This window comes from Candidatus Hinthialibacter antarcticus (assembly GCA_030765645.1).
Classification (GTDB): domain Bacteria; phylum Hinthialibacterota; class Hinthialibacteria; order Hinthialibacterales; family Hinthialibacteraceae; genus Hinthialibacter; species Hinthialibacter antarcticus.
In genome coordinates, this window is the sequence record JAVCCE010000021.1 from 54,036 (window position 1) to 71,046 (window position 17,011).

A 17,011-nucleotide genomic window follows, 5' to 3' on the forward strand; every position below is an offset into this window, starting at 1 on the left:
TTTTATACCGCATATTTTTTCTCTGCTTGATTGTGGTCGTTCCCGTGATTTTTGGTTCATCCGGTAAGTGAGCGCCTACACAGATGGATGGATATCATATTGATTACGAAAACGTATTCAGGCAGAATTGTATCCATGCCGCTCGCAACGAAAGATCAAGTATTTATGAGATGGTCCAGACAATCTCAATGCAGCGTTTATGAATAAATCAATCGAATATTAGATTGGTGAGTCAGGGGGGAACGGTGACATGAAGAGGACGCGTTTTGCCATAATCTGGGTATCGTTTTGGCTATCGTGTTATTATTTTGCGCTTATATATTATGGACTGCCTATTCGATATAATCCTTTACTGTTTGGTTTATTCGTCATTTTAATTGCGGCTGTCAGCGAAAAATATTATAAACATTTGTTCTGGATACACCCAAAGTATCGCGTCAAAGTTCGCGTCCAAGATCAAGATGGAAAATTGCTCAATGACGCGGAGGTAAAGTGTTCGCTTGGAATCGAAGGCGAAAAAATTGACCACGGGTGGTTGTTTCACATCAACCAGCGCGTATTCCCGTTTAACTCAAGTTTTTCGTTTCACGCTTTTTTGCCCAGCACTGGTCAATGGGGCAAGATAAATTTTACCTTCAAAGGCGATGATGAAGCGTTGCTTGAAATTCAATTACACAAAGATGAAACCGCCGCTTGCTGACGGTCTCGTTCTTGGCTGAACCCGTCAAAACTATGGGCGCCGCCGCCAACTTGTGATACGCTTTTATCATAGGGACTGAGCGATGATTATAGAACACGTAACTCAAAGTTATGGCCCAGGGCTTGCCGCCGCGTTGTTCAGCGCGTTTCTCTGGTTCTTTTCGATCCTGGTGATGTTGTATCACCGCGCTGGTATGCAAGTCATCGGCGGGGCGATTTTTTTCATCGGCTTTTTTCTGCTATTGTTAAACACGCAATCCTTCCTGGCGTTAAACCTCTTGCTATTCGGTTTCGGCATCCACGGCTGCGGACGCCTGCTGTTCCACATGAAGCGGCGCGGTTGATCCGCTCTCCAATATCCTCTAACTTTGTTGAATCTTATTCATACTGAAATAACAACGTAGGGGAAAAACTATGCCGTTCGCCGAATGGATCGACCAAATTATTGTAGGACAATCATTATCTGAATCCGTTGCGGGCGAGGCGATTTCCTCCGTCATGCGCGGCGAGATGGCGACGGCGCAAGTCGCGTCGTTACTCACAGCGCTGCGTTGCAAAGGCGAGACCCTCGACGAAATCGCGGGCGCGGCGCGGGCCATGCGCGACCATGCGTTGCCCATCCCCACAAATCAAACAGGTTTGATTGACACTTGCGGCACCGGCGGCGACCGCAGCGGCACCTTTAATATATCAACCCTGACCGCCCTCATCGTCGCCGGGACGGGCGCGCCCGTCGCCAAACACGGCAACCGCTCCGCCACTAGCAAATGCGGCAGCATTGATCTGTTAGAATGCCTGGGCGTCAACATCAACCTCGGCCCGGACGGCATCGCGCGTTGCATCAACCAGTGCGGCATCGGCGTGTTGTTCGCCCGCATGGTCCACCCCGCCATGAAACACGCCGCCCCCGTACGCGCGGAGTTGGGCTTTCGCACCATCTTTAATTTTCTCGGGCCGCTCACCAATCCCGCGAAGCCAACCTATCAGCTGGTCGGCATCAGCGACGCGACCTACATGGAACTCTACGCCAAGTGCCTGCATAAAATGGGCATCCAACGCGCCTGGGTGGCGCATGGTACAAACGGTTTGGATGAGCTGTCGTTGACCGGGCCCTCGAAGATTGTTGAAATGAACGGCGGTGATATTTCGTCATTTCAAATCACGCCCCAAGACGCCGGGTTGGAACCTTGCGCAATTGAAGACCTGCTGGGCGGCGACGCCGAACAAAACGCTGTGCTGGCGATGGCGATTTTAAAGAACGAAGATTCCGGCGCGAAACGCGACGCGGCCCTGCTCAATGCGGGCGCGGTGCTGACCATTGCGGGCAAGGCGAGCGAGATCAAAGCAGGGGTCGCACTCGCCCGCGAATCGCTGCAATCGGGCGCCGCCTACAAAAAGCTGCAAGCGTTGATCGAGGTTTCAAACGGGTAAATTATTTGAATAAATGGAATTTAAGACTTAGCGAAAGTGTATGTTAATGGATACTTCTAAAAAGCAGACAGAGCGTATTCACTGCAATATATGTGGTCATAAAACGAAGCATGAAATAATCAAAGAACATACTCAAAGAGGCTCCCAACCTTACGATGAGTATTGTGATTTAAGCTGGACAACTGTTTATGAAATGTTTGAATGCTGTGGATGCGAAGAAATCACAGTACGAAGTCGGTATTATTTCTCAGAATGGAATCCCGGTGATGTTGAAATCCATTTTTATCCACCCAGAATAGCGCGTCGACTTCCGCAATGGAAAGACGAACTGCCTGAAGAAATGGTTTCACTTCTCGAAGAGGTATATACCGCACTTCAGGCAAATAGTTGGCGGCTTGCTATGATGGGGACTAGAACACTTATTGACATGGTGATGCTCAAGGAAGTTGGCGATAAGGGAAGTTTTGGAAATAAACTAGACGCTCTGGAAAAAGCGGGTTTTCTCAGTAAGAAAAATGGTGAAGCTTTATTCGCAGCATTTGACATGGGCAGCGCTGTATCACATCGGGGGTACACGCCTAAGGCTAAAGACGTTCAGCATGTTATGGATATAATAGAAAACCTCTTGCAATCGACGATTCTTCAAAAAGTTGTGGATAAAATAAAGAAAGCAACACCAGCGCGTAGTCGAAAGAAATAAGTCAAAAAATAACCTCGGTTTAACTACAACTTCACGTTAAAGGTTTGGCCTTGGGTGGGCCTTACCAATGACTTCGTACGGTCGGTACCAAACAAGGCGAGCAATTCATTGGCGACATAAATGCGGTTGCGTTGTCGCCCGGTCACTTCGTGGAGGATGCCTTCTTTGATTAGATATTCAACGCCGCGTTGAATTGACATATAGGGGATGTCCCATTTTCTTGATAAATTGGAAATCGAAATCATCGGGTTTGAAAAAATGTGGTCAATTAAACGCAAGGCCGTTTGAGGAGTTCGTTTTCGCATAAATTTATTTCGATATTTTTCGTGTAGGCTAATTAAATCTTGTGCGTTTTTTAACGCTTCTTGTGACTGTGCGCACACGCCTCTCAGAAAGAAATCAATCCATCCCGCCCAGTCTCCCTTTTGAGTGACCGCTAAAAGTCGCTGATAATATTCATCACGATAGCGTTCAAAAAATGCCGATAAATATAACAAGGGTTGCGACAATACATCGCGCTCACATAGTAAAAATGGAACCAACAAACGCCCGACGCGGCCATTGCCGTCGATAAAGGGGTGTATGGCTTCAAATTGATAGTGCATTAAGGCGCATTGAATCAGCACCGGCTCTTGTGGATTTGAATGCAAATAGTTCTCCCAATCAGCCAAGCACACCTTCATTTCCTCAACAGGCGGGGGAACATAGGTTGCTTCATCCAGAGTACAACCAGGCGCACCGATCCAATTTTGGCTACGACGCATTTCCCCCGGCGTCGCATGGTCGCCGCGTACGCCAGACATCAGAATTTTGTGAATCTCACAAACAAGCCGGTTACTGATTGGCAGCGATTGAAGGCGCGATAAGCCGTAGTCCATCGCCTGTACATAATTTGCGATTTCTTTGACGTCAGGAACACTCGGTGGTTCTGTTTCGTCGGCTTCAAACAATAATAGTTCATCCATCCCCGATTGGGTATTTTCAATCCTTGAACTTAAGACCGCTTCTCTTCGGACAAATGGGTGGATGAGCAGATGGGGGTTGGGTAATAGTTGAGCCGTACCCGATAATTTTCCGATAAACTGGTCAGCATTAGAAAGCAATTTTATTAAATCAATGCTCATTTCAATATTGGGAGGTAAAGAGCCTGGGAGAAAAGCCCAATAATTTTTATGGGTGTTAATGCAACGTCCAGCACTCGAATCTTTAAATTGCTCTGGATTCATGGGATTCTTTTCTTACTTGTATTTATACACAATAATAGCAAAAAGTGTGAATAAGGCAATTCTTATTCACGGAATCAGTTGTTTTTGTGAATAATAAAGACCGTTATTCACGCGAAAGCAATTAACAGAGCGCAAAATCGGGTTTTCTATTGTTCAACCGTGCACGGGTCGAGGCTTAATCGTTTGCGCGTGTAAGTATTATAGAAACTTTTACATTTCAACGTTGACGGCTTGGCGCTCGGCGGGTTCTTCGATTTCGAAGTAGTCGCGTTTGGTGAAATTGCTCATACCTGCGATGATGTTTGAGGGGAACACCTCAACAAGGTTATTGAGGTCGCGCACGTTGCCGTTATAAAAGCGGCGGGCGCGTTGGATGCGGTCTTCGGTGTTGGTGAGTTCCTGTTGGAGGGCGAGAAAATTTTGGTTGGCTTTGAGGTCGGGATAATTTTCAACCAGCATCAGCAAGCGGTTGAGTTGTCCGGCCAAGGCGTTTTCATCCACCGCTTGTTCGGCGGGGGCGCCCTGGTTAGCGAGCGCTTGGTTGCGCGCCTGGATCACCCGCTCGAACAGGTCTTTCTCGTGGGCGGCGTAGCCTTTGACGGTCTCGACCAAGTTGGGCACCAGGTTATAGCGGCGCTTGAGTTCGGTATCAATATCCGACCACGACTCGCTGACGTGATTGTTAGCGCGCACCAGATTGTTGTACATCACCGCCAACCAGATCAGCCCAAAAAAGAGTAACACGCCAAGACCAATTATGATTTCCATTATGATTGCTCTGCTTTCAGTTCTTTCACTAAATAATCAGGGAAGCGGTTTAAGATGCCATGCATAACATCAATCGTGATCTCAATTTCATCGACAGCGAGAATACGGCTGTTCCAGACAGCGACCATCGGCCCGCCCATTTCAATTTCATATTTGGGGACCAACATCAGATATTCCATCATCTCCTGATGGATCACGTCATACGCCCATTTTTTGTCTGTTGCTTTGACGAAAAACGCGTCGCTGAATTCTTTCCATTCAAAATCAATATCGTCAAAACCTACGAACTCAGACATCTTATCAAAGAAATGTTCGCGGCGAATGTAGAGCGGTTTGAGCGGCAAATGCGCATCGACCGTCACCACGGTTAGCGTGTGGGTTTGTTGGTTTTTACCGCTTCCTGTCTTGTAGCGAAAGTCAAAAACATACAGGCCGTGATTTTTATACACGCCGTTGATGAAGTTAAAGGCTGCCCGGCTATGGCCATGTTTTAAACATCGAAACGGTAATTGATTATCAACTTGGTAATTGCTGCTTGCGTTAAAAGTTAAACCCTTCGATTCGGCCCAGGCGCGTAGCTCTTTCTTTCGTCGTTGCGATGCAATGATCGCAAAAATGATCACGACTACAACGACGCAGACGATGAGAAAAGGGACCAACGCTCCGATATTTTCCATTATTCACCCGATGATAAGCGCATTGTTTCCATTAAAGCAAATGAGGTGCGCGTTTGGCAAGCGCTTGCTTCTACTAATTCAATACGAAAAAACGAGAATTAACTTTCATTCGGGTTGGGACGGCGTGTTTAGCGTTGGCATAGGTTGCGTGGTGTTCCAGAAGACTTCGACGTTTGAGAGATACCAGGTTTTGCCGCCGTCGTTGTTGCCCTGAAAGAATAAATGGGTGCGACCGTCTTCATCAGCGAAGATGCAGGGGTGGCCCGATTCGGATTCGTTCCATTCGCCGGGTTTGCCGTTGGTCAAAAATGGCTTATCGAATATGCGCTTCCACAACAGCCCGTCCTCACTCGCCGCGACGCCGACCTGTTGCGGGTCGTTGTTATACGCTCCCGCATAAAACATGTATAAGCGGTCGCCGCGTTGGACCAGCGTGGGCGCTTCGATGCAATTCATTTCCCAATCCAGCGTAGGTTCCAAAATTGAATCGTCGCATTGCTGCGTCCATTGATCGCGCGAGTAATCCGAATCGAGCGGGGCGGTCGCGACGCCGAGTTTTTGTACCTTGCCTTCAGGATCGCGGGTGGCGAAGTATAAAAATAACTTGTCGTTGAATGGAAAGACTTCAGCGTCGATGGCGCGTCCGTTGTTCCATTTTCCGGTGGGGTGAAAAATGGGGTTGCTGGCGTCGCGTTCAAACTGAAGGCCGTCGCTGGAGACCGCATGGCAGATGGCGTCTTGGGCGCCGTAGCCGTAGCGCTGGTAGAACAGATGCACCTTGCCGTCTTTGACCAGTGCGCCCGGCGCGCAGATTCCCTTGGCTTCATAGTCGGCGGCGGGTTTGATCTCGCCGATGCGTTTCCAGTCGTTGAGATTGTTGCTTTCGGCGACGCCGATGGTGACGCCGTTGGGCGAGAAGAGGGTGTAGTACATCAAATAGCGTCCGTCGAAACGCACCACCACCGGGTCTTTTGTTTTGGGGGCGCCGTAGGTATCGTCAGCGAATTTCATGCGCGGTTCAGCGCTGTAACTGTTGACCGCAAACATGGCGCAAAACACGCAGGTAAAAATTATTCGCAGTTTGAACATGACAATGCCTTTCTTAATCTTACCCCACTCCTCATCCACTGAGGCGGAGGTAAAAAATGTTGTTCTTTTTTTGATCCCCCCTGGCGCTGCCGCGCCGTCCCCCCTTACAAAAGGGGGGCAATCAATATTGAAAGCTCTACCGTACGCCAGCTTTTTCGAGTACGTCTAAAATCGCCGCATAGCGTCCGAACGGCGGAAACACATACGCGCCTTTGATTTGTGAATATTTTTTCGCTTCGCGGAGCGCCTCAGCGGCAATGGCGATGCCTTCGCTGCGTTGCGCTTCTTTGGTTCCACCCTTGCGCATGCGCTCGCGGATCGGGTCGGGAATCTGCATCCCCGGAACCTGGGTGTGTAGAAACTCGGCGTTCTTATAGCTCGCCAGCGGCAGAATCCCGACAAAAAATGGAATCGGGCGTACATGCTCAATTCGTTTGAGAAACACGTTCAAGAGTTCAGGGTCATAGACCGGTTGCGAGAAGACGAAGTCGGCCCCGGCGTCGACCTTGCTTTTGAAACGCTCGACCTCTTTGTCTAAGTCCGCCGCGCCGGGGTTGCAGCCCATGCCGAGTACGAATTGGGTTTGGCCTTTCAATGGGCGCTTGGCGAAATCGAGGCCGTGGTTCAACAGATTCACGCCCTGTATCAGCCCGATGGCGTCGAGGTCAAACACGGCGGTGGCGTCTGGATAGATTCCCATCTTGGGCGGATCCCCAGTAATGAGCATCAAGTTGCGCAGCCCCAAGGTGTGATCGCTGATGAGGTCCATCTGCAACGCGAGTAGGTTTCGGTCGCGGCAGCAGACGTGCACAATCGGCTCGATGCCGCATTCTTCGCGCACCAGTTGCGCCAGCGCGGCGGGGGCCATGCGGCCTGAGGCGCGGGGGCCGTCGGCGATGTTGACTGCGTCGATGCCGTTTTCATAAAGAAACTTTGCGCCTTCAATTGATTTTCTGGGGTCGAGGCCTTTGGGCAGGTCAATCTCAACCGACACGGCAAATTTCTTGCCCAACAATGCGCCGAAGGGCGAGCGTTCTTCCACCGTAAGCGGCGTCATGCTCTCTTCGGCGGTTTTGATCTCTTTGCTTTCGACGACCACCACGCGTTGGCGGGGTTGGATCGAGCGCAAAAACGAGGCGGATTCTTTTATCATCGCCGCGTCGACGCCCGCGTTGCCGCCGATCATGCCCGCGCCTCGCTGGACGCAACGGCGCAGATATTCCGCCATATATTCGGGCGACGCCATATACAACATGCGGCCTTCGACCTCGCGGCAGCCGCCCAGGCTGGGCATCAGTGAGACTTTTATCTCTTTGCCTGCGGCGGCGGTCAACTTGGATGAGGCTTCGGCGATTTCTTGGGCGTCTCCGCCGTGGACGCCGAACAGTTTCGCGCCCCAGCCCGCCACGCGTTGGACGGCGGCGGCTTGCCAGCCGTCTTCGCCCTTGATGGAATCCAAATGGATCGACGGCAAAACCACTACGTCAGGCGCGGCTTCGCAGACGGCTTTGAAGGCGCGTTCTAATTCATCAAAACACAAAAACGTATCGAGAACCAACAGGTCGGCCCCGGCTTTGTGCAGCGCGGCGGCGTGTTCGGCGTAAGCGGCGAGGCGCTCGTCTTTATCCACCTTTTGTGAAACCGGGCCAATGGAGCCAGCGACATAGAGGCCGTCTCCCGCCGCTTCGCGGGCGAGTTCGACGCCGCGCTTATTGATTTCTTCTAATTGGTCCGCCAGGCCGAAGCCGCTGAGCGCCGGACGGTTGGCGCCAAAGGTGTTGGCGGTGAGCAGGTCGGCGCCCGCTTTGACGAAGCCCTGGTGGATGCCCGATATGACGTCCGGGCTGATGAGATTGAGTTGGTCGTAACAACGGTTGACGAAAAAACCCTGCTGATAGATTTGCATACTCATCCCGCCGTCGGCGAGAATGACGCGGTCTTGCAAGGCGGTTAAAATTGGCTCAGGCATAAAAATTGGTTGCTCCTTGGTTGAATCGCAAAGACATTAATGATAGCAATGGCAAAGCGTTATACGAACTGCTCTAAGAAACAACGCGATTCGGGAGAATTCAGCAGGGTCGCTCCGTCTAGCCAGTTACGATTTTGCAGCGATCTATAAGAGATACGATTTGCTGTACAAGACCCCGTGTTTTTTGATATACTTAAGGGGAGGTGGGCGAAATGTGGATCAACAAATTTTTCCTATTATTATTGGTGGTTGTTATTGGGACGGTGATGGGCGTCTCTGCCGAAGAAAAGAAGCCCATAACCCCACAGACGGAGCCGAGCATCAAGAAGCCCGTCGAAAGCCCCAAAGAGACCACAACCACGCGCGCCGAATATAAACGCAAAAACTATACGGAACTCTACCGAGAAAGTTACAATCCCAAAAAATACTCGGAACGCTACGAAGAAGATTACGCTGAGAATCCCATCCGCACCGGCAGCTATGACAGCCGTTCGCGACGCTTGCGGCGTTATCGTTTCGACAAAGACATCGACCGCGAACCTAAACAGTTTTCAGAGGGAACCCGTCCGTTGAGCGTCCCGCCCGCACAGGTTGCGCCGATTGAGCCAGCGGTGGCGCTAGACCCGGCCTATTCGCCGTTGCAGCCCGACCGCATCTATCTTCGTCCGATGTTGCGTTTGCCCGCGCCCTATGTGTATCGCGCATTGCAAAAGCGCGCAGAAGAACGGGCTGCTGGAATGCTCGACAACGAGAAGAAAGAGGCCGCAGCCCAACGAATAGCGCCAGCGACGCCGCAAAAACCCGCTGCGTTACAAACGCCATCCGACTTACTCATGCAGCGCGCCCAGGCGCCATTCGCCTCGCGCAATTACTCTGAGGCGGCGCGCCGCTTTGAGCGGCTGCTTGGAGAGCGGCCTGACGATCCGCAGGTGCGTTATGGGTATGGGGTGGCTTTGTTCGCGTCAGGCCAATACACCCGTGCGGCGGGGTTTATTCAACCCGCGAAAAATGCGGCGCAACGAACGGAAATCACGCTGCCGGAGATGGGGTCGTACTACAACAATCCGGCGGACTTTAAATATCACCAAAAGCGCCTCAAGCAATATCTGCAACGCAATCCCGACGACATCTCCGCCGCCGCACTGGCGGACCTGTTTGAGCGCTAATAGTTTTTCAGTTGGTTGGAAAATTGTAACGGTGGGGTAAGTATATATAACCCACCGGAAAATATACATAACGAAATTTAGTTTCGCGCAGGGTGGCAAGCCAAGGCGTCGCGTTAGCGCCAGGGGGGATCAAGCAGGAGCGCGAGTATCTATACTCGCATCGGTGAATGCCGTTGTGGACAACGGCGCTCCCAGGAAATTGGCTTTTCGATGGCTGGGCGGCAAGCCAAGGAGCCCGGTAGGGTGGGCTCGCGATAGCAGCCCACCGCGATAAAACGACGGCGTTGCAACGGCTGGTTAAGAATCCACTCTACGGCGGCTTAAGCCAGAGCCGATGGATTGGCTTGCGTCTCTCACAGCAGAAACCCCATCCACCATTGCGTAACCGATTGAGGTTGCTATGATTTTGCTGCGGCGGGCCGCGTGATGCGCCCGACCCAATGGGAGACCGTATGCGATTGCCACGACTGTTCGGCCCGTCCGTCCAACCAACGCCCGATAATTGGGACGTGTACCCCGATGCGCGCCTTAAGGACGTCATTCTCTTTCTGACGGACCGCTGCAATATGCGCTGCGACCACTGCATGTTCTGGGAGCGCATCGACAACCCCGGCGAAGAAATGTCACTAGAGCAATTGCAAACCTTCGCCCGCACCGCGCCGCCGCTGCGTACTGTCGCCATGACCGGCGGCGAACCGTTTCTGCGCAAAGACATCGCCGATATCGCCGAGAGCTTCTTTCGCGACAATGGCGCCCACAACGTCCAGGTCAACACCAACGGCATCATGATGGAACGCATGAAAGCGCTGGTCGAAACCGACTTGGCGGCGAAGTATGAAAAATTTCTTTCGTTCCAAGTCAGCCTCGACGGCCTCGAAGAAACCCACGACCGCCTGCGCCGCCTGCCGGGCAGTTTCAAGAAAATCCTTAAAAACCTGAAAGAACTGGTCAAACTGGCCGAACAACACCCCTATTTTCGCGTGGTGGTTTTGACCAACGTGAACAAAGGCAACTACGACCAGATCGAACCGTTGTCGCGTATCCTGTGGGACGAGGTTGGCGTGCAACATGCGTACGACCTGGTGCGCGGGCAGAGTTTTTCGTCGTGGGATATCCCAGAAGACGTGCGCCAGCCCGACGATCCGCGCGATTGCGACCTGCCGCCCAAAGAGAAACTGCAAGAGATCGTGAATACTATCAGCGCGGTCAATCAGCGCGAGGGCGGCGCGTTTAATCAGTTCGTCGAGCAACTGCAAACCCAAGTCGATATGTACCTGGGAAAGCCAAGCCCGTTTCGCTGCATCACCGCAGGCCGCACCATCGCCGTGATTTACAGCGACGGTTCCGTCGCCGCTTGTGAATTCACCACGCCGTTCGCGCACCTCAAGGATTTTGATTACAACATCGACGCGCTGTGGCAGTCGCAAGCCGCTGAGCAGCGCCGCTCCCGCATCACTGGCTGCGCTTGTACGCATACCTGTTTTGTTCTCACCAGCCTGCAAGAAATGCAAGACCGAAAAGCCGCCGCATTGGCCTAGCGCCAATTGACTTTCGCCCCGCCTTTGATTGCAATAGGGTTCAAACTAAATCACTTGTAGCGTCATTGTGTGATTGAAACATCTTAAGCAGTTTCTCGCATCGAAAAAAGAGACCTGCCTGCCGCAGGCCGATTCTCCCAGAGCAAAAAGGGATCACGCCTTCTGCTTCATTCGCAGCCACCATTCGTCATAGAGCGCGGCGAGCAGCCTGACCACGTCGGGGCGCTTGGCGGCGAGATCGTTTATCTCTGTTTTGTCAGCGTCCATGTCATAGAGTTCCCAATTGCCGTCCCACGAAACCAGTTTCCATTGTCCGGCGCGCACCGATTTGCCTTTCGACCATTGCCAGAAGATAGGGCGCTGGCGCGTCCAGTCGTCGCCGTCAAGCACCGACAGAAAACTCTCGCCTTCCATGGGTGGGATGGCTTCGCCGCGCAGCCCGGTTTTGGGATACTCCGCCCCGGCGGCTTCGAGCAGGGTCGGCATTACGTCGATGAAATGCCCGCAGGCTTCGCTGATGCGCCCCGGTTGCTTTAGCCGCTCCGGCCAATAGGCGATCATCGGCGTACAGACGCCGCCTTCGTGGCTATAGTTTTTATACAAACGAAAGGGCGTGTTGCTGACGTTCGCCCAGTCGCCGCCCAGCGACGTCCATCGCGCCATGCTCCCGATTTCGCCGGTCCAGGGCGAGTTCTTGCCACTGCGCACCATCTCGGCGGAACAGCCATTGTCAGACGAAAATAACACCAGCGTGTTGTCTTCTTCCCCCATGTCACGGACCTTCGCCAACACCTCGCCGACCTTCTGGTCGACGCGGTCAATCATGGCGCAATAGACCGCCATCTTGAGGTCTTCTTTGTCTTGTTGTTCGGGCGTGAGCGCGTTCCAATCTTGATGGGTCGGCGGCGACTGCGGAAAGCGCTCATCAATCAGCCCCATCTCACGCTGGCGTTTGTTACGCTCTGCGCGAATGGCTGCGTAGCCTTTTTTGTACTTGCCGCGATACTTGGCGATGTCGTCGGGCCACGCCATCAGCGGGTCGTGCGGCGCGGTGTAAGAGAGATATAAAAAGAACGGCTTGTCCTCGTTCTTGTATTCATCCAGATATTGCAGCGCATACTTGGTGAAGTAATCAGTGGAATAAAAATCTTTCTCAGGCGGGGTGTAGCCTTCGATGGTTTTCTCGTCGATGCACCAGGCGCGTCCGTCGCGTTTGCGGGCGGGGTCGGGTTCACCGGGACGTTGAAAGCCGGGGTTAAAATGGTTGCAGGCGCCGTCGCGCAGGCCGAAATAGCGGTCGAAGCCAAAGTCGTAGGGGTTATCGAGACCGTGGTGTTTGCCCGTCATCAGGGTGCGGTAGCCCGCTTGTCTGAGCGCGGACGCGATAGTGGTGCAGTTCTCAAAATGGCTGTGCTTCTTGCTCATGTTACACTGCTGGGCGTAAAGCCCGGTCAGCAGGCACGCCCGCGAGGGAAAGCACTTGGCGGTATTATGCATCTGCGAAAATCGCACGCCGCCCTGCGCCAGACGGTCGAGATTAGGGGTTTTGACTTCGCCGCCGTAGCAGCCGATGTCAGACCAGCCCATGTCATCAACGAGAATAAAAATGATATCCGGCCGCTTGTCGCTTTGGGCTTGAACCGATTGGCCGCCCGCCAGCGCGGCTGCGCCCAGACCCATGGCTTTGATCGCCTCGCGGCGGCTGACTTTTTGGTTCGGCATAACGTCTCCCCGCAAATTAATAAAGTCTATTTCGTTTTCGAGATGAAATATTTTTATCCCTCATCCAACACCCCTGCCTGCTGCAGGCAGGGGCGAAGGCCGACGCGGCGATCTCGAATAACTGGTGAGCCGCGATAAAGTGAAAACGTATCATACCTTCGCGGCTCGTCGGGAGACTCGCTCTCCCCATACTTCGGTCGCGATGCTCTCTCGTAATGACACATTCCGTCTACTCCCTCTCCCACTGGGAGAGGGTTGGGGTGAGGGAGCAGCCTTGGCTTGCCACCCTTCCCGCAAATTAAATCCCATGTGAAATTCGCTATCGCAAGATGGCTTCGCTTTCATCGGACAGCACCAGCTTGTATGAACGCGGGCGGCGTTCGCTGCAACTGATGGTGACGTTGCGGCCCAGAATGCTGTGGTCGATGCGTTCGTCTACATTACTGATGTGGCAGTGTTCCATAATCACGCTATATTCGACTTCGCAATCCAACAATCGCGAGCCGTCGCCGATTGAGGTAAAACTGCCGACGAAGGCGTCGCGGATGAAGCAATTTTTGCCAATCACGACCGGCCCGCGGATGGTGCTGCGTTCAATTTTACTGCCCTCGCCGATCACCACGTCGCCGCGAACGTCAGAGCCGTCGTCAACGGTGCCCTTGTTGCAGGGCTGTTCGATGTCGCTCAACACCAAGCGGTTGGCTTCGATCATGTCGTCGGGGTTTCCGGCGTCAATCCACCAGCCAGCCAGCACTTGGTGTCCCACCGGATAGTCGCCGTCGATCAGCCCCTGGATGGCGTCGGTAATTTCATATTCGCCGCGCGCGGAGGGCTTCAGGTTTTTGGTAATCTTGTGGATGTTCGGCGAAAAGACATAGATGCCGATGGCGGCGAGGTTGGTGGGCGGGTCTTTGGGTTTTTCCACCAATTTAACGACGCGGTCGTTTTCCATCAGGGCGATGCCGAAGAGTTCGGGCTTGTCGACCTCGCGCAGGCAGATGACTGCGCCGTCTTTGCATTGCTCAAACTTTGAGACGGCGCCTTCGAGGCCTTCTTGCAGCAGATTATCGCCTAGGTACATAATGAACGGCGAATCGCCTAAAAATTCTTGCGAGACCATAATGGTATGCGCAATGCCCAAGGGTTTATCTTGCTGAATATAGGAAATTTTCACGTCGAAGGCGGAGCCGTCGCCAATCACATCAGCCATATCGTGGGTGTTGTCGCTGACCACGATGCCGATTTCTTCTACGCCGACGCGTTTCAATTTTTCGATGGCGTATAACACCAACGGTTTGTTGGCGATGGGGATCAGCGGCTTCGAGTTGGTGAAAGTCAGCGGGCGCAGGCGCTTGCCCCGGCCCGCGCATGGAATAATCGCTTTCAGTTTTGTCATGAGTATCCTCGAATTGAATTGGGTATTCATATAATACCACAACCCGTTTCATTATGCGGAATCATCAATTTTATTATCAGACGAAGGGCGGGGGATTCTGGTAACGGGCAGTTTGCCGCTGCGGATTTCGTCGATGGTTTCCCGGGCGTGTTGCAAGAGCCACTCGCGCTGATTGAGCGCAGGGTCGTCTAACACGCTTTCCATGAGGCGGTCTAGAATGACGCCATACGCCGGCCCGGGCGCCATACCCAATTCTTGCAGGTCGCGTCCATTGATTTTGAGGTCGGTGATTTTGAGCGCGTCGTCAGCGCGTTCGATGTGGCGCATGCGTCGGACAAAGTGAAACAGGCCTTCTTCATAGCCGTCGTTGTTGAGGTGGTTGCCCCGGCGGTCAGCCATGCGCAGGCGCAAAAACCCCGAGATGCGCTCGCGGCCCAACTTGCGCACAAAGCGACGGATGGCGCCGTCTGACAACCCCGGCTGTAGGTTGTACATGTGGTTTTCAACGACGGAGAGCGCGTCTTCGATGGCTTTGTTTGAAAAGCGCAGCCGTTGCATGATGCGTCGCGCCATGCGCTTGCTGGCGTACTGGTGTCCATAGAAGACATAATCGCCCTTGCGCTTGAGGTATTGTTTGCAGGGCGTCTTGCCCAGGTCGTGCATCAGCAGCGACCAGCGTACGTTGATTTCTTCTTTCGGGGCGGCGTCGACGGCGTGGAGCGTGTGCATGGCGACGTCGTCCGCGTGAAAGCGGTTTTGGCCGACGTCAAAGCCCATCTCAAGTTCAGGCAACACATAGCGCAACAGGCCGCATTGGTGCATGAGACAAAATCCATGCGACGGCTTTTCGTAGGCCAGCATTTTGATGAGTTCATCGCGCACCCGTTCAGCCGAGATGCGTTGGATCAAATGGGCGTTGCGTTGGATGGCGGCGAAGGCGGCGGCGTCAAGCGTTCCCTGTAATTTGGCCGCGAAACGCACCGCGCGCAACATGCGCAAATAATCTTCGCGAAAGCGCTCTTCCGCATCGCCGACGGTGCGCACCAACCCCGCGCGCAGATCGGCGACGCCGTCGAAGCGGTCGATGATCTCTCCGGTGTCGACGTCCATCGCGAAGGCGTTGAAGGTAAAGTCGCGGCGCTGCAAGTCGTCTTCGAGGCTGTCGGCGAAACGCACCACCGGATGGCGCCCGTCGGCGTAATCCAAATCGAAACGAAAAGTGGTAATCTCATATTGGACTTTATCAATCACCGCCGCGACGGTGCCATGTTCAAAGCCAACCGGGATCGCTGTGATCCCAGCGGAGCGCAAACGCTGCATCACGTCCCTGGGGCGCAGCGAAGTCGCCAGGTCCCAGTCGCCGCCGTGAACGGACGCGAGTTCATTCGCGTCAGGCTGGGCGGCGATGGCGTCGCGTAAAATTCCGCCGACGACATAAATTTTTTCCGGGCCGAGCACCTCGCGCAGCTGCAGGACGGCTGGGGGAACCATTGAGCGTTGCATGTGCATCATGTCTTGCGTTTAACCTATCGGGCGCGGCGCCTTGGATTGTGTAAAAAAGTAAGAATCGAATACAATTTACCGGGGCGGTCGTTAAATTATCAGTGACTGAACCTATTGACTATGATAATCTATACAGGCTGGCGGGCAACTTGCAGCGACAATATCCGTCGGCGGGTGAGATGCGTTGAGAGGTGTATGATGGGATGGAAACTGGCAGTACGTATGCAAACATGCGTCCAATGGACGTTGGCTCTCTCTGCCCTCGCCTTCGTTGGATGCTCAAGCGCCCCTCTCGCTGACCGTAGCCAATCGCTCGCCCGTGGGCCGGAAACCGAACGGCTGCCGAGTTCCGTCAGCGAATTGACTCGCCACGAACAACCATTCGATGGCCGCCTGCCGTTGGGCTTCGGCGCCCGCGTCAATGTGTTTATGGCTGAAACCGCCCAAGGCGTCGGTAGTTTATATTCTGATGTGTTGAAGCCGATGCGCACCGGTAAACTCTTCAGTTCGCAACCCTATGCCATTGACTACGCCGTGCGCGACCGGGGCGACTCGTTCGACGAAAAATCAAAACTCTCAGGCGTCGAGTTTCGCTCGAGCTATGATATCCGCTTTGGCATGAGCCGCCGCTTCCATAATTTTGGGGATTTTCTCAAAACAGAATTTTGGTTAGCGGGAGGCAAATTCGGCCCGGCCCCGCCCAAATTAGACCGGCCCTCGAGCAGCGGTTGGAATTCGTTGTTTATAGAAACAGCGCCTCAAACATTGTCGTCTGAAGGCGCTGATGACTTGGTGGAAACAATCTCGCTTGTGGATGTGATCGAGTAGCGCGCTGCAAGAAGCAACCTCTAGCTCGCGAGTATCATTGCGATGAAGAGGGGAGGGCGAACCTCCTGGTGAGCCGCATAAAAGCGACCCCGTTTCTCATCTTCGCGGCTCGTCGGGAGACTCGCCCTCCCCGATAAATACACGGGTTTATGTTGATCCTCCCTTAATAAGACAATGTCATTGACTTAAGGGGTGGCAAGGGCAAGGCGTCGCGAAGCGACGGCAGCCCTTGAGATATTGCTTGAATGTATCGCTTTGTTTGTGCTGTTTTGATATCCCCCCGGCGCTTTCAGCGCCAC

At 53.3% G+C, this 17,011-nt stretch carries 15 protein-coding genes; 7 read left to right on the plus strand and 8 right to left on the minus strand.

Going from position 1 to position 17,011, the window contains the following annotated elements:
* The first annotated feature begins 250 nt into the window (after nucleotides 1-250).
* From P9L94_06555 to P9L94_06570, 4 genes are all read left to right on the plus strand, one after another.
* Complete coding sequence (locus P9L94_06555) at nucleotides 251-700, plus strand: hypothetical protein (protein ID MDP8243724.1); 450 nt, start codon at nucleotides 251-253, stop codon at nucleotides 698-700.
* Nucleotides 701-782: 82 nt separating this feature from the next.
* Entirely contained in the window at nucleotides 783-1,043 is a 261-nt protein-coding gene (locus tag P9L94_06560) for a hypothetical protein (protein MDP8243725.1), read from the plus strand.
* 70 nt (nucleotides 1,044-1,113) lie between these two features.
* Nucleotides 1,114-2,130: an anthranilate phosphoribosyltransferase gene (gene trpD / locus P9L94_06565; GenBank protein ID MDP8243726.1), complete on the plus strand. Its 1,017-nt coding sequence runs from the start codon at nucleotides 1,114-1,116 to the stop codon at nucleotides 2,128-2,130.
* Nucleotides 2,131-2,176: 46 nt separating this feature from the next.
* The gene (locus P9L94_06570; protein ID MDP8243727.1) at nucleotides 2,177-2,830 is read left to right on the plus strand and encodes a DUF4145 domain-containing protein; all 654 of its coding nucleotides are present in this window, start codon (nucleotides 2,177-2,179) and stop codon (nucleotides 2,828-2,830) included.
* Nucleotides 2,831-2,853: 23 nt separating this feature from the next.
* Here P9L94_06570 and P9L94_06575 read toward each other — a convergent pair whose 3' ends face one another.
* From P9L94_06575 to P9L94_06595, 5 genes are all read right to left on the minus strand, one after another.
* A complete protein-coding gene (locus P9L94_06575) occupies nucleotides 2,854-3,954 on the minus strand; it encodes a Fic family protein (GenBank protein MDP8243728.1) in 1,101 nt (366 codons plus the stop codon).
* 312 nt (nucleotides 3,955-4,266) lie between these two features.
* The gene (locus P9L94_06580) at nucleotides 4,267-4,824 is read right to left on the minus strand and encodes a LemA family protein (GenBank protein ID MDP8243729.1); all 558 of its coding nucleotides are present in this window, start codon (nucleotides 4,822-4,824) and stop codon (nucleotides 4,267-4,269) included.
* The gene (locus tag P9L94_06585; GenBank protein MDP8243730.1) at nucleotides 4,824-5,501 is read right to left on the minus strand and encodes a hypothetical protein; all 678 of its coding nucleotides are present in this window, start codon (nucleotides 5,499-5,501) and stop codon (nucleotides 4,824-4,826) included. The genes P9L94_06580 and P9L94_06585 overlap by 1 nt, the downstream gene beginning before the upstream one ends.
* A 105-nt stretch (nucleotides 5,502-5,606) precedes the next feature.
* Entirely contained in the window at nucleotides 5,607-6,590 is a 984-nt protein-coding gene (locus P9L94_06590) for a family 43 glycosylhydrolase (protein MDP8243731.1), read from the minus strand.
* Nucleotides 6,591-6,726: 136 nt separating this feature from the next.
* Nucleotides 6,727-8,559, minus strand: a complete 1,833-nt coding sequence (locus P9L94_06595; protein MDP8243732.1) for a bifunctional homocysteine S-methyltransferase/methylenetetrahydrofolate reductase — start codon at nucleotides 8,557-8,559, stop codon at nucleotides 6,727-6,729.
* A 212-nt stretch (nucleotides 8,560-8,771) separates the two neighbouring features.
* Between P9L94_06595 and P9L94_06600 the strand changes: the two genes are divergently transcribed.
* Both P9L94_06600 and P9L94_06605 read left to right on the plus strand, forming a co-directional pair.
* A complete protein-coding gene (locus P9L94_06600) occupies nucleotides 8,772-9,725 on the plus strand; it encodes a tetratricopeptide repeat protein (protein MDP8243733.1) in 954 nt (317 codons plus the stop codon).
* A gap of 452 nt (nucleotides 9,726-10,177) precedes the next feature.
* Nucleotides 10,178-11,263 carry a radical SAM protein gene (locus tag P9L94_06605; GenBank protein MDP8243734.1) on the plus strand — a complete coding sequence of 362 codons (1,086 nt, stop codon included), beginning with the start codon at nucleotides 10,178-10,180 and terminating at the stop codon, nucleotides 11,261-11,263.
* Between the two features lie 153 nt (nucleotides 11,264-11,416).
* Here the strand turns inward: P9L94_06605 and P9L94_06610 are convergent, their stop codons facing one another.
* The 3 genes from P9L94_06610 to P9L94_06620 all read right to left on the minus strand — a co-directional run bounded on the left by P9L94_06610 (nucleotide 11,417) and on the right by P9L94_06620 (nucleotide 15,884).
* Nucleotides 11,417-12,985, minus strand: a complete 1,569-nt coding sequence (locus P9L94_06610; GenBank protein ID MDP8243735.1) for an arylsulfatase — start codon at nucleotides 12,983-12,985, stop codon at nucleotides 11,417-11,419.
* A 319-nt stretch (nucleotides 12,986-13,304) separates the two neighbouring features.
* Nucleotides 13,305-14,381, minus strand: coding sequence for a glucose-1-phosphate thymidylyltransferase (locus P9L94_06615; protein ID MDP8243736.1), 1,077 nt, complete (start codon nucleotides 14,379-14,381; stop codon nucleotides 13,305-13,307).
* A 51-nt stretch (nucleotides 14,382-14,432) separates the two neighbouring features.
* Nucleotides 14,433-15,884 (minus strand): HD domain-containing protein, encoded by a 1,452-nt coding sequence (locus P9L94_06620; GenBank protein ID MDP8243737.1) that lies wholly within the window; start codon nucleotides 15,882-15,884, stop codon nucleotides 14,433-14,435.
* A gap of 195 nt (nucleotides 15,885-16,079) precedes the next feature.
* Between P9L94_06620 and P9L94_06625 the strand changes: the two genes are divergently transcribed.
* Nucleotides 16,080-16,712, plus strand: coding sequence for a hypothetical protein (locus P9L94_06625; protein ID MDP8243738.1), 633 nt, complete (start codon nucleotides 16,080-16,082; stop codon nucleotides 16,710-16,712).
* Nucleotides 16,713-17,011: the final 299 nt, after the last annotated feature.